Raw genomic sequence first — 25,509 nt, forward strand, 5'->3', positions numbered from 1 at the left:
CTTACGAAACGGTATCATCGCCCTAAACCCTAGAAACGGGAGAGAGAAAACATGAAAGTCAAACAGCACATTAAGGCAGTGGTCCTTGCTACTGCGCTGGCTGCAAGCGCGACTGTGGCCTCAGCGCAGGACAAGGAGCCGATCCGCTTCGGACTCTGCTTCGACCTCAGTAAATCCTACACGTTCATTTCGCCGCAGGTGGCCCAGGCCGCGCAGGATCTCGCGATGTACACCAACGAAAACGGTGGTATTGAAGGGCATCCGGTTGAAGTCATCATTCGCGATCACGGCAACGAACCGCAGCGTGGCGTGGAATGCTATGAGCAGCTCAAGCGCGAAGGCGTTTTCCTTTTCAATTTTCTGTCCACGCCGGTCACGAACGCGGTTTTGCCGCGTGCCATGAAGGACGGTAACGTACTGATGCAGTCTTTCGTTGGCCGCGGTGACGCGGTGGACGGCGAAGTGTTCGAATGGGTTTTCCCGGTCGGTCCGACGTACTGGCAGCAGGCGGCAAATGACGTTGCCTTCATCAAGGGTCAGATGGGCGGTGACTTGAGCAAGGCGAAGATCGGGTTCATCTATCTGGATTATCCCTTTGGCCAGGAACCGATCGAGATCCTGAAAACGCTTTCCGAAAAGGAAGGGTTCGAGTTGGAGCTGTATCCCGTACCGCTTCCCGGGTCGGATCAAGCCGGCGCATGGAGCAAAATCCGCCGCGACAAGCCCGACTATGTGATCAGCTGGCTACTGGCGGGCGGACATGTGGTCGCCTCGAAGGAAATGCGCCGCAACCGTTTCCCGATCGACCGCTATCTGTCGGTGAACTGGCTGAACGAAGTCGATATCGCCAATATCGGCGCGGAAGAGGCGAAAGGCATCCTGCGCGGGACGAACGTGGCCGGTGGCCAGGAAGTTCCGATCGTCAAGACGATGCTGGACACCTACTATGCCAATGGCAAGGGCAGCGGACCCGAGAGCCTCGTGCGCGACGTGTACTACAATACGGGCATGGCGATCTACTCGGCCGGTTTCGAAGCTGCGCGTATTGCGATTACCGAAAACGGTTGGCCGATCACACCGGAAACCATGAAGAATGCCTTTGAATCGATCGAGAACTTCGATGGAAACGGCATCATGGCCCCGGTTACAGTGACCGACAAAGACCACGGAGGTGGTGGCAAGACCCGGGTCGAACAGTGGAATGGCGAAACCTGGGTTCCGCTGACCGACTGGAGCGCCGACTATCTCGACGTTGTTTGGGATGTCATCAAGCACAGCTCGGCGACTTTCACCGTCGAATAAGACTGGGCTTCCCCGCGGCAGACACGTCGCGGGGAAGCTTTCCGCAGTTAGATTGTCCCGAGAAAGCGAAGCAGGTATCATGAGCCCCATTGACGTGAAGATCGAAGACGGAATTGCAACCGTCTGTATTAACCGGCCCGAACGCAAAAACGCACTTTCCGTGGCGGCTACGAACGGGCTGACCGATGCTTGGGAAAAGATCGAGGCGGATGACAGCGTTCGTGTGGCCATTCTGACTTCGGCCGATTGTGGCGTGTTCAGCGCCGGACTGGATCTGAAGGAAGCCACAAAAATCGCACGCGACGAGGGCGTCGATATTCTGACCAAGATGCGCGACCCGTTTCACGAGACAATGCGCGCCTGCAAGAAACCGATCATCGCGGCGATGACGGGGTCGCTGATGGCGGGCGGAATGATGCTGACTTTGAATTGCGATCTGCGGGTCGGTCTCAAGGGGACCAAGGTCGGTATCACCGAAGTAAAGATCGGTCGTGGATCGCCTTGGGCATCGCCAGCATTGTCCATGCTGCCGCAGCCCATCCTTATGGAAATAGTTCTGACCGGCGACTTGATGCCGATCGAGCGCCTGCACGAATACGGGTTCACCAACTATATCGAAGACACTCCCGATGCTGTCCGCGCACGGGCCTTCGACCTTGCCAAACGCATTGCCAGCGCGGCCCCGCTGTCGGTTGTTGCCGCGAAAGGCAGTGTTCGCGCAACCATGGATCTTGGCTGTGCCGGTGGTCTGGAAGAGGGCAAGCGCCTGCACGAGGTGGTTTACGCCAGCAACGACGCGATTGAAGGCCCAAAGGCCTTTGCTGAAAAGCGAGCACCCGTCTGGACCGGGACCTGATGGAGGCTTGAATGACTGAGCTTATTCGCCTGGACAGGGATGGCCCTGTCGGAATCCTGCGGTTTCTTCAGCCGACAAAACGCAACCCTTACAGCATCGGGTTCGTCGAAGAACTAGTGGCGCTCCTGCGCGAAGCCGAACGGGACGCTACGATCCGTGTCGTTGTTATGACCGGTGGCGATCATTTCAGCAGCGGCGGCGATCTTGTCGGGTTTCAGTCTGAGATCGCGAAAGGCGCAAAGGCGACATCGGAAATGGTGGAGCTGGTTCACGATGGCGGACGCGCGGCCTATCTGTTTCGCAAACCTCTGATTTCCGCGGTATGCGGCGTGGCTTTTGGCGCGGGTTTAAGCCTGGCCTTGTCGGCGGACATTGTCGTTGCTGCCGAAGATGCCCGGCTGTGCGAAGTTTTTGCGCGCGTCGGCGGCTGTCCTGACACGGGATCAAGCTGGCTGCTTCAACAGCGTGCCGGTGCGGGGGTGGCGCGGATGCTGGTGCTCACGGGCCGCGAGATCGACGGACGCACCGCTAGGGACCTGCGCGTTGTCGAAGAATGCGTGCCGGCCAACCAGGTCGAGGTACGGGCGTTGGAAATTGCCCGCGAGATTGCAACGCACCCGATGTTTGGCGTTCAGACCGCCAAGCGTGTGATGCGCGCCGCAGCCGAGTGCAGCTATCTCGAGGCGCTGGATATCGAGCGCGATGCCCAAAGCGTTTTGCTGTGCGCGCATGACTTTCCCGAGGCGATGAAAGCGTTCTCGGAAAAAAGAACTCCAGAATTCAAAGACCGTTAGCTCGGTTGAAACCTTATCGCAAAACTCAAGGAGCCCACGCCAATGAAGGTACTCGTGCCTGTGAAACGCGTGATCGACTACAACGTGAAGGTCCGCGTCAAGGCGGATGGCAGCGGTGTCGATCTCGCCAACGTTAAGATGTCGATGAACCCGTTCGACGAAATCGCCGTTGAAGAGGCGATCCGCCTGAAAGAGGCGGGAAAAGCCGAAGAGGTCGTCGCGGTATCCATCGGCGTCAAACAGGCGCAGGAAACCCTGCGCACCGCACTGGCCATGGGCGCCGACCGCGCCATCCTGGTCGTCGCAGCGGATGACGTGCACCAGGATATCGAGCCGCTGGCAGTGGCCAAGATCCTTGCCAAGGTCGTGGAAGAGGAACAGCCCGGTCTGGTTCTCTGCGGCAAGCAGGCGATCGACAACGACATGAATGCCACCGGCCAGATGCTGTCGGCGATCCTCGGTTGGAGCCAGGCGACCTTTGCCTCGGAAGTGGGCATCGATGGCGACAGCGCCGTCGTCACCCGCGAGGTCGATGGCGGCCTGCAGACCATCAAGGTCAAGATGCCGACCGTCGTTTCCGTCGACCTGCGCCTGAACGAACCGCGCTATGCGTCGCTGCCCAACATCATGAAGGCCAAGAAAAAGCCGCTGGATGAAAAGACCGCCGCCGATTACGGCGTCGACGTCACCCCGCGCCTGACCGTGGTCAAGACGTCCGAGCCGGCCGAACGCGCCGCCGGTGAAATGGTTGGCTCGGTCGACGAGCTGGTTGCGAAACTCAAGGAAAAGGGGGCGGTGTGATGGCTGTTCTTCTTCTTGCCGAAGTCAACAATGGTGAACTGTCGATGGACGCGACCGCAAAGGCGGTCACCGCGTCCAAGGCCCTGGGCGACGTGACGGTTCTGTGCGCCGGCGCATCCGCCGCCGACGCCGCGAAAGAAGCCGCGACAATTGATGGCGTGGCCAAGGTGCTGGTCGCCGAAGACCCCGCGCTGGGTCATCGCCTGGCGGAATCGACCGCCGACCTGATCGTGTCGCTGGCAGGCGATTACGATCACATCGTGGCGCCCGCCACCACCGACGCCAAGAACGTGCTGCCCCGCGTGGCCGCGCTGCTGGACGTGATGATGCTGACCGACGTCTCGGGCGTGGTCGATGCCGACACGTTCGAGCGCCCGATCTATGCAGGTAACGCGATCCAGACGGTGAAATCGGGCGACGCGAAAAAGGTCGTGTCCTTCCGCACCGCCAGCTTCGACGCGGCCGGCACCGGTGGCTCGGCCGCCGTGGAAACCGTGGGCGGGGCCTCCGCTTCGGGCCTGTCGGAATGGGTCGAAGACAAGGTCGCCGAAAGCGACCGTCCCGAACTGACCTCGGCCGGTATCGTGGTGTCGGGCGGCCGTGGCGTCGGCTCGGAAGACGATTTCGCGCTGATCGAGAAACTGGCCGACAAGCTGGGCGCCGCCGTTGGCGCATCCCGCGCCGCCGTCGACTCGGGCTTTGCACCGAACGACTGGCAGGTTGGCCAGACCGGCAAGGTGGTCGCGCCTGACCTGTATATTGCCGTCGGCATCTCGGGTGCGATCCAGCACCTTGCGGGCATGAAGGACAGCAAGATCATCGTCGCGATCAACAAGGACGAAGAGGCCCCGATCTTCCAGGTGGCCGATTACGGTCTGGTCGCCGACCTGTTCGAAGCTGTGCCTGAACTGACCGACAAGCTGTAAGTCCATTGCAAAAATTACAAAAAGGCCCGCCTGTTTTGTCGGGCCTTTTTGTACGAGCCGAATGGGCGGCGCGTTGATTGGAAAAATCCGGATGCGCACGGTCCGAAGCCGTGTGACGCTCCGTCAGAACGGCTCGGGTTCATTGTCGAGAAAAAAACACTTGTTAGATTTCCTCAATGCAAGCATGACTCGATAGGAATAAAACATGTCTCTGATCAAGAACTCCCCGAGTTGGGCAGTGGATGAACACAAGATGTTCGCCGATAGTACACGCAGGCTTTTCGATGCAGAGATGGCTCCGAAGATTGAAAAATGGGCGGAGCAGGGAATTGTTGACCGCGACTTCTGGAAAACAGTCGGTCAGCAGGGTGTCATGGGTGGCTCGATTGCCGAAGAATATGGTGGTTTCGGTGGCGGCATCGGGTTCGACGCGATTACCGTCTACGAGCAGGGGCGCACCGGTGATACGGGTTGGGGCTATGGGATTCAGTCCATCGTAATCCATTATCTCAACGCATATGGCAGTGAGGAACAGAAGAAAAAGTGGTTGCCGAAACTGGTCAGCGGCGACAGCGTTGCGGCGATTGCCATGACCGAGCCTGGAACGGGCTCTGACCTCCAGAACGTACAAACCTATGCGGAAAAGGATGGCAACCACTACAAGATCAACGGTTCGAAGATCTTTATCACAAACGGGCACACGGCGGATCTCGTTGTTATCGTGGCAAAGACCGATCGCAACGCCGGCGCCAAGGGCGTTTCGTTGATCGTTCTGGAAACCGAGGGCGCCGAGGGCTTTCGCCGGGGACGGAACCTGAAGAAACTGGGTATGAAAGGTTCGGATACTGCTGAGCTGTTCTTCGAGGATGTGCGCGTGCCCACGGCGAACCTGCTTGGTCCGGAAGAGGGGCAGGGGTTCTACCAGCTGATGAAGCAGCTGCCTTGGGAGCGGCTGATGATCGGCATTACCGCGCTCGGTTTTATTGATTTTGCGATCGATGAAACGGTGAAATATGTTCAGGACCGCAAGGCATTTGGAAGCCGGATCATGGACTTCCAGAATACACGCTTCAAACTGGCGGAATGCAAAACCAAGGCCGAATTGCTACGTTCTTTCGTAAATGACGGGCTCGCGCGTCTTGAAGCGGGCGAACTTGATGCGGCCACGGCTTCGATGGCGAAATGGTGGGGCAGCCAGACGCAGAACGAGGTCATGCATGAATGCCTGCAACTGCACGGCGGTTACGGTTTCATGATGGAATACCCCATCGCGCGACTTTATGCCGACAGCAGGGTCCAGATGATCTATGGCGGCACCAACGAGATCATGAAGGAACTGATCGCACGCTCGATGGATGTTTGATCCGTCCGGTGCCGGGTGGGGCTATTCCCTGCCCGGTCCCAGAATTTCGTCGCTGTGTTCCCCAAGTCGCGGGGCCGGGCGATGATCATGTCGCGCAGGGGTCGCCGAAAAGCGAGCCGGCGGGCGTGTCGTCCAGATCGCACCTTCGGTCGGGTGATCAATCCGTTGAAAGAACCCGGTTGCGGCAAGATGGGGATCGTTCGGCAAATCTGACAGGTTGCGCACTGGCATGGCGGGTATGTCGGCCTGCTCCATGAGGTCAAGCCACTCATCTGTGGTCCGGGTCAGCGCAATCTGCGCCACCATATCGTATACTGCGCCGATGTTGCGGCTTCGGGCATCCATGTCAGTGACCCAGACATGGTCGATCATGTCGTCGCGCCCGACCGCCTGAAAGAACCGCGCCCATTGCACGTTGGTGTAGGGCAGAATGGTGATGTAGCCATCTGCGGTCTGAACCGGACGCCGGTGCGGAACCAGCATGCGGGCATAGCCGAAATCCTGCGGAGTCTCCTCGAAGGTGGCGCCATCCATGTGTTCGGCCAGCAGGAAGGCGGCCAGCGTCTCAAACATCGGAACTTCGACATGCTGGGCCTGTCCCGTACGCTCGCGGTGGAACAGGGCGCCCATCACGGCATAGGCGGCGGTCACGCCGCCAAGCTTGTCGGCCAGAATTGTCGGGGCATAAGCGGGCGGTGCCTCGGGGTCGCGCAAGGTTGCCAGGCTGGCCAATCCCGACACCGACTGGACGGAATCGTCGAATGCTGGCTTGGCGGCATAGGGCCCGTCCTGTCCGAAACCGGTGGCGGATACCGTGATCAGGTTCGGGTTTTCCTGGCGCAGGGTTTCGGGATCCAAAGACAATCTGGCAAGCGCCGCAGGCCGGATGCTCGAAATCATCACATCGGCATCGATGAGCAGTTTGCGCAACTGATCGAGACCGGTTTGTGTTTTGAGGTCGAGTACGACACTGCGCTTGTTACGGTTGGTCCCCAGAAAAGCGGCCCCCATCAGCTTGTTGCGCGATGGCTGGACCTGGCGAAGAAGATCGCCCTCGGGGCCTTCCACCTTGATCACATCGGCCCCCAGATCGCCCAGCATCTGCGTCGCCAAAGGTCCGAAAACTACAGAAGTCAGATCGACGATCTTCACGTCTTGAAGGATCGCCGGATTGTTCTCATCGGTCATTTGATTGTCCACTTAGTTGCCTACCGTTTTTTATGAACAACGGCCGAACTCGGCGCGAAGGGCCTTGCCTTGCGCATCGAAGGCCGGGCAGGGGCCCAGTGCCGTTTCGCCGAGGCTGCGCCGGATCGGGGGGGTCGGGACGTTGATTTCACCGGAAGGCGTGCGAATTACGGACCGGTCAAGCTGGGGGTGACCGGACAGGGTCGCCACGTCGTTCACCGCGCCCGAGGCAATGCCCGCAGCGTCAAGCCGCTTCAGCATCTCGGCGCGGTCATGCGAGGCGAACACGTCCTTGATGAGAACTTCGAGCGCGGGTTTGTTTTCAATTCGCGACGTGTTGTCATGGAACCGGGGGTCGGTTGCCAAAGCCGCATCGCCCAGTATGTGTTCACAGAACCGTTGCCATTCGCCGTTGTGTTGCACGGTAATGACGACAAGCTGACCGTCCTTGCATTCATAGGCCCCGTACGGGCAAATGACCGTGTGGTTCAGTCCGACACGAGGTGTCGGCTTGCCAAGGTAATCGTGATACAGCAGTGGAACCGACATCCAGTCGGCCATCACATCAAACATTGCCACGGAAACGCCGCTGCCCTTGCCGGTGCGATCACGCCCGACAAGTGCTTCGCAGATTCCAGCATGGGCTGTCATACCGGTGGCGATATCGCAGACCGACACGCCCACCCGTCCTGGTCCGTCGGGTGTACCGGTCACTGATGCCAGACCGCTCTCGCATTGCACCAGAAGGTCATAGGCCTTGGCGTTGCGCATCGGGCCGTCTTCGCCATATCCGGTGATGTCGCAGGTCACTAGACGCGGGAAGCTCTCTCGCAGACTCGCGGAATCGAGCCCCAGCTTGGCCAGCGCGCCCGGCAGCAGGTTCTGAATAAACACATCTGCGTTTTCCAGCATCCTGAGCAGGATTTCACGGTCTTCGTCGGCTTTAATGTCCAAGGCGACCGATTCTTTGCCTCGGTTCAGCCATGTGAAATAGGCGCTTTCACCGTTGGCGGCGGTATCGTAGGCGCGGGCGAAATCGCCTGCGCCCTTGCGTTCGATCTTGATCACGCGCGCGCCGGCGTCGGCCAGCCGCGAGGAGCAAAAAGGCGCAGCGACTGCCTGTTCCAGCGCAACGACGAGTTTGCCGGAAAGGGGGGCTAAGTCTGAACCTGACATGAGTTTCTCTCAATTGATCCTGAAAGGTTGACTAAATCTAACAATTGTTAGAAAGATTATCAATACGCTTGAACAAAGACTGGGTCGCTTGAAGGAGAACGCCTATGCAGGATGCCAAAGGACCAGACCAGCTTTTCCAACGCGCGCTGGCAGAGGGAGAGATCCTGCTGCCCAAGTGCGACGACTGCGGGGCCTATCACTTTTTCCCGCGAGTCCTGTGTCCACATTGTCATGGCGCCGCGATTTCGTGGAAGCAGGCCACCGGCAAGGGACGGGTCTACACCACAACCGTCGTGCGCCGCAGCCAAAACCGCGGTGGCGACTACAACGTGTGCATGGTCGAGCTTCAAGAGGGCGTTCGAATGATGAGCCGGGTCGAAGACATTGCACCGGGTGAGGTCGCCATCGACATGGCTGTAACCGCTTTCGTGGGCGAGGCCGAGGGTGTTCCGGCCGTGCTCTTCAAGCCGTCGGAGGTATAAGTCATGACCACAGAACTTCGGGGGAAATCCGCCATCGTGGGAACCGGTCATGCCGGTTTCGGAGAAGCCCATGGCCTGACGGCCTATGATGTCATGGCGCAATCTGCGCTTGCGGCGCTTGGCGATGCCGGGCTGAAACTGTCCGACGTCGACGGGCTGTTCTGCACCATGATGGAAGACAGCATGCCGGCGCTTATGGCGGCGGAGTATCTGGGCATCCAGCCCCGTTTCATTGATGGCACGATGTCGGGCGGTTCGTCCTTCGTAAACTACCTGACGTCCGCGACCATGGCGCTTGATGCCGGTCTGTGTGATGTCGCTCTTATCGTCTATGGCTCCAACCAGCGCACCGCATCGGGCAGACTCGTGACCGCTTCACGTCCGCCGGCCTACGAGGCGCCATATAATCCGCGCTATCCGATCTCGGCCTATGCGATGGCCGCAGCCCGGCACATGCATGAATATGGCACCACCCGAGAGCAGCTGGCCGACGTGGCCGTTGCTGCGCGGGCATGGGCACAACACAACCCCGAAGCGTTCGAGCGCGGCCCGCTGACCCGAGAAGACGTGTTGGGCGCGCGCATGGTGGGCGATCCATTGACCGTGCGCGACTGTTGTCTTGTCACCGACGGCGGTGGCGCGATCGTGATGGTCCGCGCGGACCGCGCACGGGATTTCCCCAAGGTGCCTGTCTATGTGCTGGGCAGTGCGACGGCAAGCTCGCACCGGCAGATTTCCCAGATGAAGGATTTCACCGTGACCGCGGCCCGCGACTCGGGCGCGCGCGCCTTTGCGGCGGCCGGAGTGACCCCTGCGGATATCCAGGCGGTCGAGCTCTATGATGCCTTCACCATCAACACGATTTTGTTTCTCGAAGATCTTGGGTTCTGCGCCAAGGGCGAGGGAGGGGCCTTTGTCGAGGGCGGACGCATCGCGCCTGGCGGCGTCTTGCCGGTGAACACGAATGGCGGCGGCCTGTCCTGCGTGCACCCCGGGATGTACGGCATCTTCACAGTGATCGAGGCTGCTCGTCAGATCCGTGGCGACGCGCCGGGCATTCAGTCGAAGGATATCGACCTGGCGCTGGCGCATGGCAACGGCGGTGTGCTGTCCAGCCAGGTCACGGCGATACTTGGATCGCAAAACACGCTCTGACGGCAACTAAGGGAGGAAAGTAAATGCCATTGGATTTCGAGGCACTGTCGAACTGGGACTTTGAGGAAATCGAACAGACGCTGACCGAGCGGGATACCATCCTGTATGCACTCGGCCTTGGGTTCGGCGAGGATCCGACCGACAAAAAGGAGCTGGCCTATGTCTATGAGGACGGGCTCAAGGCAGTTCCCTCGATGGCGGTCATTTTGGGGTATCCCGGCTTCTGGCTGCGCGATCCCAAGACCGGCGTAAACTGGCAAAAAGTGCTGCACGGAGAACAGTGGCTCGACATCTACAAGCCGCTGCCGACACATGGCCGGATTGTCGGCCGCAGCAAGATCGACTTCATCGCCGACAAGGGCGAGGGCAAGGGAGCCGTCATTTACCAAAGCCGTGATATTATCGACGCGGACAGCGGTGAAAAACTGGCGCGCGTGGCGATGTCGGCTTTCTGTCGCGGTGATGGGGGGTTCGGCGGTGAGAACCAGGCAGGTCCGGCACCCGCAGTGCTACCTGACCGGGCGCCTGATCACATATGTGATATCGATACCCTGCCCCGCCAAGCCCTTATTTATCGTCTCAGCGGTGATTTCAATCCGCTTCACGCTGACCCGGATGTGGCCCGTTCTGTCGGGTTCGACCGCCCGATCCTGCATGGTCTGGCGACCTATGGGCTGGCGGCCCGGGCGATTCTAAAGACGTTGCTTGACTATGATTCTGCCCGGCTTGTCGGTCTGGATGTTCGGTTCTCGGCTCCGGTCTATCCCGGCGAAACCGTGCGGTTCGAAATCTGGGAAGAGGACGGCGAGGTCCGGTTTCGAGCGTCTATTCCTGCACGCGACGTGGTTGTTCTGAACAACGGCGCAGCGCGCTTCGCCTGAGGCAATGAAGATGGCTCAACCTCTCAAGGATATCCTGGTGCTGGATTTCAGCACCCTTCTTCCCGGTCCGATGGCGACGCTCATGCTGTCCGAGGCCGGCGCCGAAGTGATCAAGTTCGAACGGCCCGGAGTCGGCGAGGACGCGCGCCAAACCGAGCCCAGGATCGACGGAGAGAGCATCGGATTTGCCGTGTTGAACCACGGCAAGCGATCGGTGGCCATCGACCTCAAGTCAAGGGGCGCAGTGGAACGTCTGCGCCCTTTGATCGAGAAGGCCGATGTTCTGGTAGAGCAGTTTCGTCCCGGCGTGATGGACCGGCTGGGGCTTGGTTATGAAGCGTTGCGAAAGATCAATCCCGGTCTCATCTATTGTTCGATCACCGGCTATGGCCAGACCGGACCAAAGGCCAGCGCCGCCGGCCACGATCTCAACTACGTCGGTGATGCGGGTATCCTGTCGCTCAGTCGCGGACCGGATGACCAGCCAACAGCCCCGTTCGGGCTGGTCGCCGATATCGGAGGCGGAACCTATCCTGCGGTGATGAATATCCTGCTGGCCCTGATTGCGCGGCAGGCAAGCGGGCAGGGGATGCATCTGGATATCGCAATGGCCGAGGGGGCGTTCGCCTTTGCCTATTGGGCCCATGCCGAAGGTGTGATTGCCGGGCAGAACATCGAAAGCGGTTGCAGCCGTCTGACGGGTGGCCTGGCCCGTTATCGGCTTTATACGGCTGCGGACGGGCGTCAGATCGCCGTCGGCGCGTTGGAAGAAAAGTTCTGGCAGTCGTTCTGCGATGTCATTGGTTTGCCGGTGGCCCTTCGCGATGACTGGTCCGATCCAAATGCCTGTGCCGCAGAGGTTGCACGTCGTCTGAGGGAACACCCCTCGACCCATTGGGAGCCTTTGCTGGCTGCGGCAGATTGCTGCTGTTCGGTCGTGAAGACGCCCGCCGAGGCGGCGCGTGGCCCGCATTTCAAAGCGCGTGACGTGTTCGGGCGGACCGTAAAAATCTCCGGCCGGGACGCGCCCGCTTTGCCGCTGCCAATTGCCCCGGAGTTCCGTTCTTCCGGAAATTCGGTCGGAGTTGCAGCCACTCTGGGCGAAGACAATACGCGTTATGGCTTGGACCAACCAAAGACAGAGTAAATCCCGTTGACGGGCAGGTTTTGAATCGGTAATCTAACAATTGTTAGAAAAAAGGAGGGTCCAATGGACAAGTCTGACGATGACCTGCCGACTGAAGCTGAGCGTTATGTCATGCCATCGCGCTTTGTGGAAAGCGATAGCTTGGAAGTGCAGGGTTTCGTGACATCGGCTTTGCGTGATCTTCCTGTGGGCGCAACCAATCGAGATAAGGCGATCCGCCTGTTCGAAGCGGTGCGCGACGATATTCGCTATGATCCCTATTGTTTTGCGCTGGATGAGGACTCTTACCGTGCCAGCCGTATCGCTGGGGCGGAAGCGGCGTTTTGCGTTCCCAAGGCAATTCTTCTGGCGGCTTGTTTGCGTGCTGTGGGTATCCCTGCCGCTCTGGGGTTCGCGGATGTGCGCAACCACCTGAATACACCCAAGTTGCAGGAGTTGATGGGGACCGATCTCTTTATCTACCACGGCTATGTTCAGCTGTGGTTGGGGAATGAGGCCTACAAGGTGACACCTGCATTCAACATGGAACTGTGTGAAAGATTCGGGGTCAAACCCCTGGTCTTCGACGGCTATCACGACGCGCTCTTTCATGAGTTCGACGAACAGAATCACCGGCACATGGAATATGTGAACGACCGTGGTCTCTATTTCGACGCGCCGATGGGTGAGTTCCTGGTGGCGTTCAAGCAAACCTATCCGAAGCTGGAAGAATTCAACCGCATCCGAATATCCAAGGATGCGAGCGGATACGATGACGGTTTCGCAAAGGAGGGTGCCTCTTGAGGTATCTGGAAGACTTCTCGCCGGGCCAAGTCTATCGCTTTCGCAGCGCTCCGATGAGCGCGGATTCAATAAAGGCCTTTGCCAAGGAATGGGATCCGCAGCGGCTGCACACCGATGAAGACTATGCAACCGCCATACATGGCAGCCTGATCGCCTCGGGCTTTCAGACCATGCTTGAGGTGTTCAAGCCGGTCATGACCGAGATGATGGTCGATGTTGCCAATATCGGCGGCATGGGCTTTGACAATTTGCGCTGGCTGCGGCCTGTGCACCCGAACGAACCCCTTGATGTCGAACTGACGGTCAACTCGGTCACACCGTCAAAAAGCAAGCCCGACAGAGGTGTTTTGCACTATACGCTCAGCGCCAGAAACCCCGAGGGCGAGGTCGTTTTTTCGACCGACACCCCCGTGATGATCCAGCGAAAACAAAATGACACAAACTGATATCCTTTCCAGCGAACAAGAAGACCTTCGCCTGTTGCGCGAGAGCGTGCGCACGTTGTTTGAACGGGCGGGCGGAAGTGACAGAGCCCGACAACTCCGTGATGCCGGGGGCGGTTTCGATCCGGAGATGGTCCGGGAACTGGCCGAGGCCGGTGTTTTCGGCGTGGCGGTGCCCGAAGATCAGGGCGGGCTTGGCATGGGCCTAGCCGCCGGGGGTGTCATCGCCGAGGAAGTCGGCCGTGTGATTGCGCCGGAACCGGTCGTGTCGACGATCGGTCTGAGCCTCGGCCTTCTGCGCCGCCTTTGTCCGGATCATCCGAAGATGGCACAGCTCATCGGCGGCGAAATTTCATTGGCGGTTGCCTGGCAGGAACGCGGCCCCGACGGGGCGCCTGCCGATGCGACCTGCCGATACGCGGACGGAAAGCTGACCGGTAGCAAGGCCTGGGTCGTCGGTGCGATCGGTTCGCACGGGTTCCTTGTCGTGGCCGAACAGGATGATGGTCCGGTTCTGGTTCTGGCTGAGGCAGACGCGCAGGGGCTTGTCATCGACAAGCGGACGCAGGCGGATGGCAGCTCTCTGGGCGAGCTTTCGTTTTCGGGAACTCCGGCCGCGGAATTGGCCAGCAGCGGTGCGGTTCTCACTGCACTGGCCGAGGCTGTCGCCGATGCAACGGCGCTTGCCGCGGCCGAGCTTGTCGGCCTGAGCGAGCGCGCCTTCGAGATCACGCTCGACTACATCAAGACGCGGGAGCAGTTCGACAAGCCGATCGGATCATTCCAGGTCATCCAGCACCGTGCCGTCGACCTCAACGTGATGTGCGAGGTCGCGCAGGCCGGAGTGCGGGAGGCGCTTGCGCAGATGGACATCGAAACCGATCCGAAGGTTCGGGCCCCGATTGCCAGCCGCGCCAAAGCGCGCGCCGTCACGGCCGCCAAGAAAATCACCCGCGACGCCATCCAGCTGCACGGGGCCGTCGGGTACACGGATGAGTTCGATATCGGGCTCTACCTGAACCGGGCGCTGGTGCTGTCGGCCTGGTTGGGCGACGATGCCTATCACAGGCGGATATGGTTCGAGGCACGCGAAGCAGAGGGGGCAGCACAATGACCGACTGGAACGCTATGACCGATGCAGAGTTCCGCAAAGAAGTGCGCCAGTTCTTCGAGGCGGAATATCCCGAGGAGCTGCGTCACCTGCCGCACCGACCGAAGTTCGCCGAGATCGAACATTGGCACCGCAAGCTTCACGCCAAGGGCTGGGTCGCGCCAGCCTGGCCCGCTGAATTCGGCGGTATGGGGCTGAACGCCGCCAAGTTGCTGATCTTTTACGAAGAGCAGCAGCGCTGGGGCGTCAATCGCGGCCGCGACATGGGCGTGCAGATGGTCGGGCCGCTGATCATCAAATTCGGCACCCAGGAACAAAAAGATTACTGGCTGCCGCGTATCCTGAGTTGCGAAGATATCTGGTGTCAGGGCTATTCGGAACCCGGCGCCGGGTCCGATCTGGCGAACCTGCGCACACGCGCAGAGATTGACGGCGACGACTTTGTCATCAACGGACAGAAGATCTGGACCACGATGGCGCATGACGCCACGCATATTTTCATGCTGGTGCGCTCCGATCCCGATGCGCCGAAGAAACAGCAGGGCATCAGTTTCCTGCTCGCTCCGATGGATCAACCCGGAGTCGAGGTGCGCACCATCACGACCCTGTCGGGCGAGACCGAGTTTTGCGAGGTCTTCTTTGACAATGCACGGACGCCCCGCGAGAACCTCGTGGGCGAGCTGAACAAGGGTTGGACGATGGCCAAGGCTCTCTTGAGCTTCGAACGCATTTTCATCGGTTCGCCAAGTCTGGCCCAGAACGCTCTGGGACAGCTTGAAAGCTTTGCCCGTGGCCGTGGCGCGTTTGACGATCCGGTGTTCCGTGACCGCTTTGCCCAGGCGGCACTGGATGTGGAAGATCATGCCGCGCTTTATGCCCGTTTTGCAGATCAGCTCAAACGTGGCGAGACGCTCGGTGCGGATGTGTCCATGCTGAAGATTTGGGTGACTGAATGCTTCCAGCGCATCACCGAGCTGATGATCGAAGCAGCCGGTCCCGATGGCGGCTCCATCGGGCCGCTTCAGGTCGGCAACGTAAGTGTCGATGTTCTGGCGAGTTTCTACAAGGCCAGACCTACCACGATCTACGGTGGATCGAACGAAATCCAAAGAAACATCCTGTCCAAGGCCGTCCTGGGACTGCCTGGCTGACTCAATACCCCACGGAGGAAATAGAACCATGTCGGATCGTTATGCAAAATACGATAAACTGAAATTTGACTACCCGGCGGATCGCGTCCTGCGCATCACGTTCGACCGGCCCGAGACATTCAACTCGGTCGATGCCGAAACCCACACTCAGATGACGGACATGTGGATCGATATCGACCGTGACCCAGACATCAATTCGGTCATCGTGACCGGTGCGGGCAAGGCATTTTCCGCCGGGGGTGATTTCAGCCTGATCGAAAACATGATTGGCAATTCGCACGAGATCATGAAGACGTGGAAAGAAGCCAAGGATCTCGTCTATAACATCATCAACTGCAACAAGCCGATCATTTCCGCGATCAATGGCCCAGCGGCCGGCGCAGGCCTTGTGGTTGCCATCCTGGCCGACATCTCGATCGCCGGAAAGAAGGCCAAGATTGTCGATGGTCATCCCCGCCTTGGTGTTGCCGCCGGTGACGTCGCGGCGATTATCTGGCCGCTGCTGACCTCGATGGCCAAGGCGAAATACTATCTGATGACCTGTAAGCCGGTGTCGGGCGAAGAGGCCGAGCGTATCGGTCTGGTATCAATGTGCGTCGAGGATGACGAGCTGCAGCAGATCGCGCTGGATACAGCCGTCGAACTGGCCAACGGCTCGCAAAGCGCGATTCGCTGGACCAAGTATTCGCTGAACAACTGGCTGCGCCAGGCCGGGCCGATCTTTGATGCGTCGACCGCGCTGGAGATGCTTGGCTTCATGAGCGAGGACGTCAAGGAAGGTGTGTTGTCGCACCGCGAGAAGCGCGCGCCGAACTTCCGTAAGGACTGCCCGCTTTAACGCCCGATTGGACGAGGAGGCATGGAAATGTCTGATGATATCTACAAAGATATAGCTCAAGCCTATGCCGCTGCGGCCGAAAAAGCTCCTGGCCTGAAATCGCGATTTACGGCTGCCGGATTCGATCCGGCAGCTGTCACATCGGTGGCGGACCTCTCGCGTCTTCCAGTGATGAAAAAAGAAGAGCTTCTGAAGATCCAGCGCGAGAACCCGCCCTTTGGCGGGTTCCTGGCCTCGGATCTGAAGGATGTCGGGCGGATCTACGTGTCCCCCGGCCCGATTTTCGAACCGGCCCTTTCGGACGGTGGCGGCCACGGCCTTGACCGGCTGTTCAAGGCGGCAGGCGTGGGGCCGGGGGATATCATCCTGAACACCTGGATGTATCATCTGGTGCCCGCGGGGCTTTTGTTCGACGAAGCGGCACAGGCCGCAGGCGCCACGGTGATCCCCGGAGGCGTCGGCAATACGGAGCTTCAGGCACAGATCATCGCCGAAACCGGCGTGACTTCGATCTGCGCTTCGACCGCGTTTTTCCTGACGCTGGCGGACAAGGTGATCGAAACCTATGGCCGCGACGCATGGAAGGTGAAGACAGCCTTCCTCGGCGGTGAGATGGGCGACTGGATGGCCAAGCGCCGCCGGATCGAGGCCGAATACGGCGTGTCCACCTGGGCCGCCTATGCCACCGCCGATCTGGGCCTTGTCGCCTATGAGGATGGCGGCGAAGGCTACCTGGTTCATCCCGACCGCGTGGTGCAGATCTGCGATCCGGTCAGCGGCGAACAGGTCGCTCATGGCGAACCTGGCGAGGTTGTCGTGACCGCGCGCGATGCCACCTGGCCGATGATCCGGTTCGGCACCGGCGACAGCGCCTTTGCCCTGGAAAGCAACGCGGATGGCACCGTCAGCCGGATTTCAGCATTGCAGGGACGGGTCGGGGCAGCGGTCAAAGTGCGCGAGATTTTCGTTTATCCGCGCGTGGTTGAAGAAGTTGTCATCGGCACGCCGGGCGCAAAGGCCGCGCAGGCCGTGGTAACGCGCGAGAACGATCGCGACATGATCCGCCTCTCGCTTGTGCTGGAAGACGGTGCCGACGCTTCCGCCGCAGAAGCAGCCGCCGCTGATACCTTCAAACTGCATGCACGAATTCGTGCTGACGAGGTGAACATTGTTTCGGAACTACCCGAAAATGCAGAACTGATCGTCAACCAAAAAGACCGCTGAGATCGGGTTCTGTGCGCTTTGCCTGAATCCGACCTTTTAGCCGACACTGGCACGCGGGTTTTCGTGGACCCAAGACTTTCAACTTGGCGAAGGTCTTGGGGATCCCGGCCCCGCGCGCCCGTGGGGTGTCGCGGAAAGCGGCACAGGTCAAACGTGGTCGAAATCGACTGTCAGTTTTTTGGTTTTCGGACGGGCCTGGCAGGTCAGGACAAAGTTCTCCTTCAACTACCAAGGCTCCAAAGCATAGTTCAGCGTCATCTCTGCCTCGCCTTCGATAACTTTGGCGCGGCAGGTGGAACACATTGCGCCCTTGCAGCAATAGGGTAGTTCGATACCTGCTGCGGCGGCGGAGACCACGCTTTCCTGATCAGGTGTCATCACAAAGCTGCGGGCGGTGCCATCATGGATCGCCGTGACCTGAACTCCTTCTCCAGTGGCGGCTTCCGCCGTAAGCGGCGCAAGCGTGACGGTGGCGGTATTGTCAGCATCGGCGGGAGCGAACAGCTCGTCATGAAAACGGTTCTCTTCAACGCCTAGGTCGCGGAGCGCGGTCTTGAGTTCCTGAATCATCTCGGCGGGGCCGCAAAGAAAAGCATCTTCTATTTCTGCCGGAGCGAACAGGGCACCGGAGAACTTGCGCAGCTTTTCCGCATCAAGCCGGCCCGAGAATAGTGGGGAATCGGTGCCTTCGCGCGTCAGTGTATGAAAAAGAGAGAACCGTCCGGGATAGGTATCCTTGAGATCGTTCAATTCGTCGCGGAAGATGATGGAACTTAGCGTTCGACTGCCGTAAAAAAGGATGAAGTTGGCCCCGGCCTCGGTGGCAAGCACCGAGCGGATGATCGAAATGATTGGAGTAGTTCCACTGCCCGGGGCCAGGGCGAGATAGGTGCGTGGTCCGCCTTGTCGTATCTTTGATCCGAATGTGCCTTCGGGCGTCATGACATCAAGTTCGGTGCCCGGTGGCAGTTCGCTATGAACGAAAGAGGAAAACGCTCCGCCTTCCAGCAGCTTGACCAGAACGCGCAACTCGCCATCGTCTCGGCCGGAGCTGACCGAATAGCATCGCCGCACACCATCGATATCATCGGCACGGCGCAGCGTGACGTACTGGCCCGGGATGAATTGATAGTCGTCCGCCAGATCTTCGGGATTGGGCGAGCATTTCGCCGAACTGCTGGCGGGGCAGGATGTCGACGTCACATTGGCCGCCCGCCGCGTCGCCCGCTTGTCTGAGCTTTCCGCAAAGATAGCGGCGGAAGGGGGGCAGGCCGATGTGATAGAGATGGACGTGGCGGACCCGAAGTCGGTGGAAGCCGCGCTGAAGGGACGGGTCTTTGACACTGTCATCAACAATGCCGGAACGACGGCATCTCTTCCCGCATTGGAACACGGGCCGGCCGAAATCGACGCGATCATAGACACAAATCTCAAGGGCGCATTTCATGTCGCACGTATCGCCGCCAAAGCGATGATTGATGCCGGACGCGGGGGCTGTATCGTCAATGTCGCCTCGTTTCTGGGCACACGGGTGGCCAGCCATGTGTCCGCCTATGCCGCGTCCAAGGAAGGGCTGATTCAACTGACCCGGTCTCTGGCGCTTGAATGGGCGCGGCATGGCATCCGGGTGAATGCCATCTGCCCCGGTTATATCGAAACCGACCTGAACCGTGAGTTTTTTGCCACTGACGCGGGACAGGCATTGATCAAACGCGTCCCGCAGCGCCGGTTGGGGCATGATCCGTTGGCCGCCCCCCCCGGACCGGGGGCCTACGATAAGGCGACCGGGAATCCCCGGCCGCAATTCTTAGAGTCACGATTTCAGAACGCGTTAAGCCCGGTCAGGTTGCGCCCGATGACCAGTTTTTGGATTTCGGTGGTGCCATCGGGAATCGGCATGACCTTTGCATTGCGGAAGTGCCGTTCAACGTCGAACTCTTTGGTGATGCCGTTGCCGCCGTGGATCTGCACCGCTTTGCCGGCGATTTCGACGGCCATTTCGGTTGCATACCATTTCGCCATCGAGGTCTGGGTGTCACAGCGCACGCCCAGGTCCAGAAGTTGCAGCCCGCGCTGGCACAACAGGCGCGCGGCATCCAGGTGCGTGGCCATGTCGGCCAGGTAGCCTTGAATCAACTGGTGCCCGCCAATCGGCTTGCCATGCTGCTCGCGTTCCTGGGCATATTTGACCGCACATTCCAATGCCGCCTGACCAATGCCGATGCTGGTCAGGCCAACAAACACACGCGCGCTCTCAAACAGTTTCAACGTCTGGAACAGGCCGCCGCCTGCATTACCCAGAACATGCTCGGCGGTGGTTTCCGCCCGGTCGAAAAACAATTCACAGGTCGATGCACCGACAAGTCCCATCTTGCGCAATTCGCGGCTCTCATAGTTGCCGGTGTCGCGGTCGACGATGACCATGGAAATACCGTCGTCCAGATTGCAGACAACGATGGCGAAATCCGACTGGGCCCCATTGGAAATCCAGAGCTTCTGGCCAGTGACGAAAATCTTATCGCCCTCTCGGTCCGCACGTGTCTTGACCTCGCGTACGTTCGAACCGACCTCTGGTTCGGAAATACAGGTGGCACAGATCCGTTCGCTGCGCAGGAGCGGCTTCAGATAGGCCTCTTTCTGCGCCACATTTCCCAAGAGGTTGACCGCGAACACGGCATGACCCTGAATCAGCACCGCGATTGCCAGATCGGCCCATATCCGGGCCAGTTCCTCGTATAGGATGCCATAGGTCATGCGGTCGATTCCGGCACCGCCTTCCTCTTCGGGGATCAGGCCGCTGATCAGCCCGAATTCCTCGACCTTGGCGAACAGGGACTTCAGGGTTTTCGCATCGGGGGGGTGGCCGAGGTTCTCGTATTTCTCGGCCAGCGGCGCGAACTCTGCCTCGGCCATCTTGCGGAAGTTTTCCAGCAACATGCGTTGCTCATCTGTATAGATTGCCTGAGCGGCGGCGATCACGTTTTCCATGGTTCGTCTCCTTGTTTCAACGGCCCAGAATGATGACGCAGGCGGCCGCTTCTTCTACCCCGTGCAACCCCCCGCCGTTTTCGGCGATGGCATTCTTTGCCCCTTCGACCTGGCGCGCGCCAGCTTCGCCGCGCAGTTGCGTGACCAGTTCGAAAACCTGCCCTATCCCTGTGGCACCGACCGGGTGGCCCTTGGATTCCAACCCGCCCGAGGGGTTCACCGGAATGCGTCCGCCGATCTTTGTCTCGCCGCGCAGACTGGCGGGACCGCCCTCGCCGAATTCGACAAATCCGAGGTTCTCGATCTGGATCACTTCGCCCACGGCCGTGGCGTCATGCACTTCGGCCACCGATATATCCTCGGGGCCGATCCCGGCCTGTTCATAGGCCTCAAGCGCGGCAAGCCGGGTCAGGTGGTTCTTGTAATCTTCCGGCGGACGATCGGTGCCCGAGCGCAGGATCGCGGCCTTGACCTTGATCGCGCGCGCGGGATCTAGGCCCAGACGTTTTATCCCCTCGCCGGTGCATAAAACGGCCGCAGCGGCCCCGTCCGAGATCGGGGCGCACATCGGCAGGGTCAGCGGATAGGTGATCGGCGGCGCGGCCAATACCTGATCGACGCTCATGGCTTCTCGGTATTGCGCCAGTGGATTATGCACGGAATGCGCATGGTTCTTGGCGGCGACGGCGGCGAACTGTTCCTGAGTTGTGCCAAAGGTCTTCATGTGCAGCCGGGCGAAGCCTGCGTAGACATCCATGAACACGCTGTAGGGCTTGGGCGATTTCGATCCTTCGGGTTCCTCGACCCCTGCACCCAGATCGGCCAGCCGTTGCGCGACCTCTTCGCTGTTGCTGACGTCCCAGCCGCTGTCGAAGGCCGAAAACATCAACGCACGGTCGTCAGAATACATCTTTTCGGCGCCCACGGCGAGACAGCAGTCGCCATTGCCGGCCTTGAGGAAATCGACTGCCAGTTTGAACCCGGTCGAGGCGCTGGCGCAGGCGTTTTCGACATTCACCACCGGAATGCCCTGAATGCCCATTTCACGCAGCGCGATTTCGCCGCGGATCATGTGCTGGCCCTCCATGTGGCCCTGCACCGCGTTCGAGAAGAATGCGCCGTCGATACGATCTGCCGTCACTCGGGCATCGGAAAGCGCGGCGGCGACGGCCTCGCCGGTCATGTCCTTGATGGTTTTGTCCCGGAACTTTCCGAACGGCGTCATCCCGACGCCAACGATGTAAATGTCCTGCATCGTTTGTCCTCCTGACCTAGTATCCGCGAAACTGCGGTTTTCGTTTTTCATTGAACGCCGACAGACCCTCGTGCATGTCCCAGGATCGCATGTGCGCGCGCAGGTTCAGCATCTCTTCGGAAAGCGCGGCGGTTTCGTCCACGTCCAGCGACCGATTGGCAACCGTCTTCATGCGGCGTAAGACCGCCGGGCTTTTTTCTGCCAGCCTGTCGGTAAAGGCCTGCACCGCTTGTCGCAGGTCTTCGTCCGCGACGACCTTGTTCACCAGTCCCCAGTCCATCATGTCCCGTGCCGAAACGTTCTCGCCCGAGAACAGCAGGTATTTCGCGCGGTTCAGGCCAATCCTACGCGGCAGGATCGCCGCACCGCCGGCCCCGGGAAAGACGCCAAAGTTGGAATGTGCGTCGCCCAGTTGCGCGCTTTCGGCGGCAAAGACCAGATCGCAGGCCATCACCATTTCCAAACCGCCCGCCATCGCCAGCCCGTTCACTGCGGCGATCACCGGTTTCGGGCCATGTCGCATCAGCCCAAACGTGTGATCGACAAGATCCAGAAGATCCGGCTCGCCTGGTGCATGTTTGGCGCCAGCAACTTCTTTCAGATCGGCACCGGCGCAGAATGCCCGGCCAGAGCCGGTCAGGACAATTGTACGCACCCCATCGTCGGCCAGCGCCGATTCCAGTGCTGCCGCCATCTCGCGCAGCATCTGCGTTGACATTGCGTTGAGCTGTTCGGTGCGCTGGAAGGTAATCCATTCAGTTTTTTCGACCCGCTCAACGAATAGCGTCTGCTTTGCTTCACTCATGCTAAGCTCCTGATAATTATACATATTATTGGTTTTTCGCCTTGTCTTTTGCGGCGATTTGCGCTGCACTCGGGCGGACCCGCACGTGGAAAACAAAAGAGCTGGAGATTGATATGAGCACTACACCCCTGGCCGGCCTGAAAATTCTCAGCCTTGCCGAACAGTTTCCCGGTCCCTATGCCACAATGCTGTTGTCCGACATGGGAGCCGAGGTGATCATGATCGAACGACCGGGTGTCGGCGATCCGGCCCGGCAATTTCCGCCCTTGTTCCGGGCACTGAACCGAGGCAAGCGCAGCGTTGCGTTGGATCTGAAATCGGCCGAGGGGCTGGCACGGTTTCGCGAACTGGCCAAGGAATCGGATGTCATCGTCGAAGGGTTCCGCCCTGGCAAGCTTGCGGCCTTGGGTGCCGGTTTCGAGGACATGCGTCGTGTCAACTCGCGGCTGGTTTATGTATCGATTTCGGGTTACGGGCAGGACGGCCCCTATCGTGACAGGGCTGGCCATGACCTGAGCTATGAAGGGGTTGGCGGTTTGCTGGCCGATCAGGCCGATGCAAAGCAGCCCGGCCCTGTGCCGCCGATCCCCCTTGCGGATGTTGGCGCGGCGTTGTTCGCGGCGATCGCAATCCTGTCGGCGGTGGTGTCGAGCCAGCGCACAGGGCAGGGGCGTTACGTGGACGTGTCCATGTCGGATGCGGTGGTTTCGATGTTGACCGCATTCCTCGTTCCCGCCGCCAATGGAACACCGCTGGGCGAATTTATCGCCGAGCCGGGCTATGGCGTGTTCACCTGCAAAGACGGCAAGCTCTTGACCTTGTCCATCGCGCATGAGGACTGGTTCTGGAAACCGTTCTGCGATGTGATCAACAGGGCGGATCTTGCGCCGTTGACAGGCCGCGACCGTGTCGCCCGCAAGGCCGCGCTGCGCGAAGAAATCGCGGCGATTTTGGTCAACAAGACGCGCGCCGAATGGGGCGACCTTCTGGATAAGGCGGGGGTGCCATGGGGTCCGGTCAATTCCCTGGTCGAAACGTTGGACGACCCCCATGTGCGTGCGCGCCAGCTGCTGCGCAAGATTACGCATGACGGCGGCAAGGCCGAGACTTTTATTGTCCAGCCGTTGAAATTCGATGGTTTCGAAACCGCGATACCGGATCTGCCCCCCGAGCTCGGGGCAGATAATGACAGCGTTTTTTCGGACAGCTCCAACTAGAGGCGGCAGCCGTCCGATGGCGGCTCTAGCAGGCAAAAGAATACCCGCCATTCACCGGATAGGTTTGACCGGTGATCCAGCTGGCAGCATCCGAGCAGAGGAACAGGATCATTCCGGCGGGGTCTTCCGGCTCGCCCAGACGGCGGATCACGTACTGCGACAATGCCCGCTTCTCGGTCTCTGCATCCGGGATCAGGTCGGCGACAGCCGGAGTTCTTGTGCCCCCCAAGGCGACGCAATTCGCGGTGATCCCGAACCGGCCGCCGGCCTTTGCAATTGCCCGCATGAAGCCGGCCGCACCGGCCTTGGCCCCGGAATAAACCGCCAGATGCGGTTCACCGACACGGCCGGCGTCGGAAATGACGGTCACAATGCGCCCATAGCCACTGTTAACCATCAACGGCATGGCGTGACGGGTGCAGTTCAGCACCCCATCGAAATTGGTGGCCATCCAGCGGCGCCATTCGTCGGGATCGGATTCCCAAAAAGGGACCAGATCGTCGAGCCGCGATGTCGGCCCGGCGTTGCCCGCATTGTTGACCAGAATATCCACGCCGCCAAATGTGGTCTGCGTTTCGGCAAACGCCGCGCCAACCGCGTCGAAATCCGAGACGTCGAAGGCGAGTGGCAGAGCCTTTGCACCCGCTGCCTCCACTTCCGCGGCAACGCTTTCGGCCCGTTCGGCGTGAAAATCGTTGACAACGATGGCACCGGCTCCGTGTTCCGCCAGATAAAGCGCGGCTTGCCGACCAACGCCTTGCCCCGCTCCGGTTACAAATGCGGTACGACCTTTGATGGAAAGCAGGTTACTCATCTTCGTTCCTTTCTATCCCAGCCATCTCTTCCGGCGGCGATAGTGTTTGATATCTCGATAGCTTTTGCGCTCGCCCGATGCGGTGACGCCGAGATAGAATTCCTTGATGTCCTCGTTGTCAGCAAGCTTGTCGGCAGGGCCGTCCATCACGATCCGGCCGTTCTCCATCACATAGGCATAGTCGGCGATCGATAGCGCCGCGGCGCTGTTTTGTTCGACCAGGAAGAAGGTCGTGCCTTCTGACTTGAGCTGCTTGAGCACTTCATAAACATCCCGGATCATCATCGGGGCCAATCCCAACGACGGTTCGTCGATCGCGATGATCTTGGGGCTGGCCATCATGGCCCGGCCGATCAGCAGCAGTTGTTGTTCGCCACCAGACATGAAGCCAGAGGTGCGGTTGCGCAGGTCCGCAAGCCGGGGCATCAAGGTGTAAACATGGTCCAGGCGCTTTTTCAGCTCGGCGGAGTTGGGCACCATGTGCCCGCCGACGATCAGGTTTTGCTCTGACGTCAGATGCCGCAAAACGCGCCGCCCTTCCATCACATGGATGAGACCGTTCTTCACGACTTCCGAGGCTTCCATGTTCTGAATGGGAGTTCCGTCCAGAACGATGGACCCCGCCGAAACGGTTCCATCCTCGGATTTGAGCGTTCCCGAGATGGCTTTAAGCGTCGTGCTTTTTCCTGCGCCATTGCCACCGAGCAGAGCAACACATTGTCCCGCACGGACTGTCATGGACACGCCTTTGAGCGCCAGGATGACGTCGGAATATGTCACCTCTACGTTGTTGAGTTCCAGCATGGTCA

25 protein-coding genes and 1 pseudogene are annotated in these 25,509 nt (G+C 59.8%); 18 read left to right on the forward strand and 8 right to left on the reverse strand.

Annotated features, from left to right (window positions below; genetic code table 11):
* Positions 1–51 precede the first annotated feature (51 nt).
* The 6 genes from ACGYLA_RS09760 (at position 52) to ACGYLA_RS09785 (ending at position 6,042) form a co-directional block, all read left to right on the forward strand.
* Entirely contained in the window at positions 52–1,302 is a 1,251-nt protein-coding gene (locus ACGYLA_RS09760) for an ABC transporter substrate-binding protein (RefSeq protein ID WP_152467189.1), read from the forward strand.
* 94 nt (positions 1,303–1,396) lie between these two features.
* Positions 1,397–2,158, forward strand: coding sequence for an enoyl-CoA hydratase/isomerase family protein (locus tag ACGYLA_RS09765; protein ID WP_394402448.1), 762 nt, complete (start codon positions 1,397–1,399; stop codon positions 2,156–2,158).
* Positions 2,159–2,169: 11 nt separating this feature from the next.
* Entirely contained in the window at positions 2,170–2,952 is a 783-nt protein-coding gene (locus tag ACGYLA_RS09770; protein WP_136340178.1) for an enoyl-CoA hydratase/isomerase family protein, read from the forward strand.
* A gap of 42 nt (positions 2,953–2,994) precedes the next feature.
* On the forward strand, positions 2,995–3,753 hold the full coding sequence (locus ACGYLA_RS09775) for an electron transfer flavoprotein subunit beta/FixA family protein (protein ID WP_090029138.1): 759 nt from the start codon (positions 2,995–2,997) through the stop codon (positions 3,751–3,753).
* Complete coding sequence (locus ACGYLA_RS09780) at positions 3,753–4,679, forward strand: electron transfer flavoprotein subunit alpha/FixB family protein (RefSeq protein ID WP_152467191.1); 927 nt, start codon at positions 3,753–3,755, stop codon at positions 4,677–4,679. Before ACGYLA_RS09775 ends, ACGYLA_RS09780 begins: the two co-directional genes overlap by 1 nt.
* A 205-nt stretch (positions 4,680–4,884) precedes the next feature.
* Positions 4,885–6,042: an acyl-CoA dehydrogenase family protein gene (locus ACGYLA_RS09785; RefSeq protein WP_081979662.1), complete on the forward strand. Its 1,158-nt coding sequence runs from the start codon at positions 4,885–4,887 to the stop codon at positions 6,040–6,042.
* A gap of 21 nt (positions 6,043–6,063) precedes the next feature.
* Here the strand turns inward: ACGYLA_RS09785 and ACGYLA_RS09790 are convergent, their stop codons facing one another.
* Both ACGYLA_RS09790 and ACGYLA_RS09795 read right to left on the reverse strand, forming a co-directional pair.
* Positions 6,064–7,230 (reverse strand): CaiB/BaiF CoA-transferase family protein, encoded by a 1,167-nt coding sequence (locus tag ACGYLA_RS09790; protein WP_152467192.1) that lies wholly within the window; start codon positions 7,228–7,230, stop codon positions 6,064–6,066.
* 30 nt (positions 7,231–7,260) lie between these two features.
* On the reverse strand, positions 7,261–8,406 hold the full coding sequence (locus ACGYLA_RS09795; RefSeq protein ID WP_152467193.1) for a CaiB/BaiF CoA-transferase family protein: 1,146 nt from the start codon (positions 8,404–8,406) through the stop codon (positions 7,261–7,263).
* A gap of 104 nt (positions 8,407–8,510) precedes the next feature.
* Between ACGYLA_RS09795 and ACGYLA_RS09800 the strand changes: the two genes are divergently transcribed.
* The 10 genes from ACGYLA_RS09800 to ACGYLA_RS09845 all read left to right on the forward strand — a co-directional run bounded on the left by ACGYLA_RS09800 (position 8,511) and on the right by ACGYLA_RS09845 (position 17,621).
* A complete protein-coding gene (locus ACGYLA_RS09800) occupies positions 8,511–8,888 on the forward strand; it encodes a Zn-ribbon domain-containing OB-fold protein (RefSeq protein WP_152467115.1) in 378 nt (125 codons plus the stop codon).
* A 3-nt stretch (positions 8,889–8,891) separates the two neighbouring features.
* Positions 8,892–10,043 (forward strand): thiolase, encoded by a 1,152-nt coding sequence (locus ACGYLA_RS09805; protein WP_152467116.1) that lies wholly within the window; start codon positions 8,892–8,894, stop codon positions 10,041–10,043.
* Positions 10,044–10,066: 23 nt separating this feature from the next.
* Complete coding sequence (locus ACGYLA_RS09810; RefSeq protein WP_172975947.1) at positions 10,067–10,924, forward strand: MaoC/PaaZ C-terminal domain-containing protein; 858 nt, start codon at positions 10,067–10,069, stop codon at positions 10,922–10,924.
* Between the two features lie 10 nt (positions 10,925–10,934).
* Entirely contained in the window at positions 10,935–12,071 is a 1,137-nt protein-coding gene (locus tag ACGYLA_RS09815; protein ID WP_394374334.1) for a CaiB/BaiF CoA transferase family protein, read from the forward strand.
* A 63-nt stretch (positions 12,072–12,134) separates the two neighbouring features.
* A complete protein-coding gene (locus tag ACGYLA_RS09820) occupies positions 12,135–12,854 on the forward strand; it encodes a transglutaminase family protein (protein WP_152467118.1) in 720 nt (239 codons plus the stop codon).
* Positions 12,851–13,300 (forward strand): MaoC family dehydratase, encoded by a 450-nt coding sequence (locus ACGYLA_RS09825; protein WP_136340184.1) that lies wholly within the window; start codon positions 12,851–12,853, stop codon positions 13,298–13,300. The genes ACGYLA_RS09820 and ACGYLA_RS09825 overlap by 4 nt, the downstream gene beginning before the upstream one ends.
* Complete coding sequence (locus ACGYLA_RS09830) at positions 13,287–14,411, forward strand: acyl-CoA dehydrogenase family protein (protein ID WP_394374335.1); 1,125 nt, start codon at positions 13,287–13,289, stop codon at positions 14,409–14,411. Before ACGYLA_RS09825 ends, ACGYLA_RS09830 begins: the two co-directional genes overlap by 14 nt.
* Positions 14,408–15,559: an acyl-CoA dehydrogenase family protein gene (locus ACGYLA_RS09835; RefSeq protein ID WP_152467119.1), complete on the forward strand. Its 1,152-nt coding sequence runs from the start codon at positions 14,408–14,410 to the stop codon at positions 15,557–15,559. The genes ACGYLA_RS09830 and ACGYLA_RS09835 overlap by 4 nt, the downstream gene beginning before the upstream one ends.
* Positions 15,560–15,587: 28 nt before the next feature.
* A complete protein-coding gene (locus ACGYLA_RS09840) occupies positions 15,588–16,397 on the forward strand; it encodes an enoyl-CoA hydratase/isomerase family protein (RefSeq protein WP_028095226.1) in 810 nt (269 codons plus the stop codon).
* A gap of 27 nt (positions 16,398–16,424) precedes the next feature.
* Positions 16,425–17,621, forward strand: a complete 1,197-nt coding sequence (locus tag ACGYLA_RS09845; RefSeq protein ID WP_232237126.1) for a phenylacetate--CoA ligase family protein — start codon at positions 16,425–16,427, stop codon at positions 17,619–17,621.
* A 225-nt stretch (positions 17,622–17,846) separates the two neighbouring features.
* Here ACGYLA_RS09845 and ACGYLA_RS09850 read toward each other — a convergent pair whose 3' ends face one another.
* Positions 17,847–18,824, reverse strand: coding sequence for an FAD-binding oxidoreductase (locus tag ACGYLA_RS09850; protein ID WP_168733229.1), 978 nt, complete (start codon positions 18,822–18,824; stop codon positions 17,847–17,849).
* On the opposite strand from ACGYLA_RS09850, the pseudogene ACGYLA_RS09855 reads away from it, so the two are divergent.
* Positions 18,775–19,296 (forward strand): annotated as a pseudogene (locus ACGYLA_RS09855) (SDR family NAD(P)-dependent oxidoreductase); the annotation flags it as partial. The gene ACGYLA_RS09850 and the pseudogene ACGYLA_RS09855 overlap by 50 nt on opposite strands.
* 146 nt (positions 19,297–19,442) lie before the next feature.
* On the opposite strand, the gene ACGYLA_RS09860 reads toward ACGYLA_RS09855, so the two are convergent.
* The 3 genes from ACGYLA_RS09860 to ACGYLA_RS09870 are packed head-to-tail and all read right to left on the reverse strand — an operon-like array spanning position 19,443 to position 22,669.
* Positions 19,443–20,609 carry an acyl-CoA dehydrogenase family protein gene (locus ACGYLA_RS09860; RefSeq protein ID WP_136340189.1) on the reverse strand — a complete coding sequence of 389 codons (1,167 nt, stop codon included), beginning with the start codon at positions 20,607–20,609 and terminating at the stop codon, positions 19,443–19,445.
* Positions 20,610–20,625: 16 nt separating this feature from the next.
* The gene (locus ACGYLA_RS09865; protein WP_152467122.1) at positions 20,626–21,864 is read right to left on the reverse strand and encodes a thiolase family protein; all 1,239 of its coding nucleotides are present in this window, start codon (positions 21,862–21,864) and stop codon (positions 20,626–20,628) included.
* Between the two features lie 16 nt (positions 21,865–21,880).
* Positions 21,881–22,669 carry an enoyl-CoA hydratase/isomerase family protein gene (locus ACGYLA_RS09870; protein ID WP_152467123.1) on the reverse strand — a complete coding sequence of 263 codons (789 nt, stop codon included), beginning with the start codon at positions 22,667–22,669 and terminating at the stop codon, positions 21,881–21,883.
* A gap of 41 nt (positions 22,670–22,710) precedes the next feature.
* Between ACGYLA_RS09870 and ACGYLA_RS09875 the strand changes: the two genes are divergently transcribed.
* Positions 22,711–23,886 carry a CaiB/BaiF CoA-transferase family protein gene (locus tag ACGYLA_RS09875; RefSeq protein ID WP_276155042.1) on the forward strand — a complete coding sequence of 392 codons (1,176 nt, stop codon included), beginning with the start codon at positions 22,711–22,713 and terminating at the stop codon, positions 23,884–23,886.
* Positions 23,887–23,911: 25 nt separating this feature from the next.
* Here ACGYLA_RS09875 and ACGYLA_RS09880 read toward each other — a convergent pair whose 3' ends face one another.
* Together ACGYLA_RS09880 and ACGYLA_RS09885 are read right to left on the reverse strand one after the other, a co-directional pair.
* A complete protein-coding gene (locus ACGYLA_RS09880) occupies positions 23,912–24,700 on the reverse strand; it encodes an SDR family NAD(P)-dependent oxidoreductase (RefSeq protein WP_043753691.1) in 789 nt (262 codons plus the stop codon).
* Positions 24,701–24,712: 12 nt separating this feature from the next.
* The gene (locus tag ACGYLA_RS09885; RefSeq protein WP_028288589.1) at positions 24,713–25,504 is read right to left on the reverse strand and encodes an ABC transporter ATP-binding protein; all 792 of its coding nucleotides are present in this window, start codon (positions 25,502–25,504) and stop codon (positions 24,713–24,715) included.
* Positions 25,505–25,509: the final 5 nt, after the last annotated feature.

It is taken from the genome of Sulfitobacter sp. 1A13679 (assembly GCF_043557115.1).
Classification (GTDB): Bacteria; Pseudomonadota; Alphaproteobacteria; order Rhodobacterales; family Rhodobacteraceae; genus Sulfitobacter; species Sulfitobacter faviae.

Coding starts and splice junctions, on each gene's coding strand:
- ACGYLA_RS09760 (WP_152467189.1), top strand. CDS start 52: ATGAAAGTCAAACAGCACATTAAGGCAGTGGTCCTTGCTACTGCGCTG.
- ACGYLA_RS09775 (WP_090029138.1), top strand. CDS start 2,995: ATGAAGGTACTCGTGCCTGTGAAACGCGTGATCGACTACAACGTGAAG.
- ACGYLA_RS09785 (WP_081979662.1), top strand. CDS start 4,885: ATGTCTCTGATCAAGAACTCCCCGAGTTGGGCAGTGGATGAACACAAG.
- ACGYLA_RS09780 (WP_152467191.1), top strand. CDS start 3,753: ATGGCTGTTCTTCTTCTTGCCGAAGTCAACAATGGTGAACTGTCGATG.
- ACGYLA_RS09800 (WP_152467115.1), top strand. CDS start 8,511: ATGCAGGATGCCAAAGGACCAGACCAGCTTTTCCAACGCGCGCTGGCA.
- ACGYLA_RS09805 (WP_152467116.1), top strand. CDS start 8,892: ATGACCACAGAACTTCGGGGGAAATCCGCCATCGTGGGAACCGGTCAT.
- ACGYLA_RS09880 (WP_043753691.1), bottom strand. CDS start 24,700: ATGAGTAACCTGCTTTCCATCAAAGGTCGTACCGCATTTGTAACCGGA.
- ACGYLA_RS09815 (WP_394374334.1), top strand. CDS start 10,935: ATGGCTCAACCTCTCAAGGATATCCTGGTGCTGGATTTCAGCACCCTT.
- ACGYLA_RS09840 (WP_028095226.1), top strand. CDS start 15,588: ATGTCGGATCGTTATGCAAAATACGATAAACTGAAATTTGACTACCCG.
- ACGYLA_RS09865 (WP_152467122.1), bottom strand. CDS start 21,864: ATGCAGGACATTTACATCGTTGGCGTCGGGATGACGCCGTTCGGAAAG.
- ACGYLA_RS09790 (WP_152467192.1), bottom strand. CDS start 7,230: ATGACCGATGAGAACAATCCGGCGATCCTTCAAGACGTGAAGATCGTC.
- ACGYLA_RS09810 (WP_172975947.1), top strand. CDS start 10,067: ATGCCATTGGATTTCGAGGCACTGTCGAACTGGGACTTTGAGGAAATC.
- ACGYLA_RS09770 (WP_136340178.1), top strand. CDS start 2,170: ATGACTGAGCTTATTCGCCTGGACAGGGATGGCCCTGTCGGAATCCTG.
- ACGYLA_RS09870 (WP_152467123.1), bottom strand. CDS start 22,669: ATGAGTGAAGCAAAGCAGACGCTATTCGTTGAGCGGGTCGAAAAAACT.
- ACGYLA_RS09835 (WP_152467119.1), top strand. CDS start 14,408: ATGACCGACTGGAACGCTATGACCGATGCAGAGTTCCGCAAAGAAGTG.
- ACGYLA_RS09885 (WP_028288589.1), bottom strand. CDS start 25,504: ATGCTGGAACTCAACAACGTAGAGGTGACATATTCCGACGTCATCCTG.
- ACGYLA_RS09795 (WP_152467193.1), bottom strand. CDS start 8,406: ATGTCAGGTTCAGACTTAGCCCCCCTTTCCGGCAAACTCGTCGTTGCG.
- ACGYLA_RS09845 (WP_232237126.1), top strand. CDS start 16,425: ATGTCTGATGATATCTACAAAGATATAGCTCAAGCCTATGCCGCTGCG.
- ACGYLA_RS09830 (WP_394374335.1), top strand. CDS start 13,287: ATGACACAAACTGATATCCTTTCCAGCGAACAAGAAGACCTTCGCCTG.
- ACGYLA_RS09860 (WP_136340189.1), bottom strand. CDS start 20,609: ATGGAAAACGTGATCGCCGCCGCTCAGGCAATCTATACAGATGAGCAA.
- ACGYLA_RS09820 (WP_152467118.1), top strand. CDS start 12,135: ATGGACAAGTCTGACGATGACCTGCCGACTGAAGCTGAGCGTTATGTC.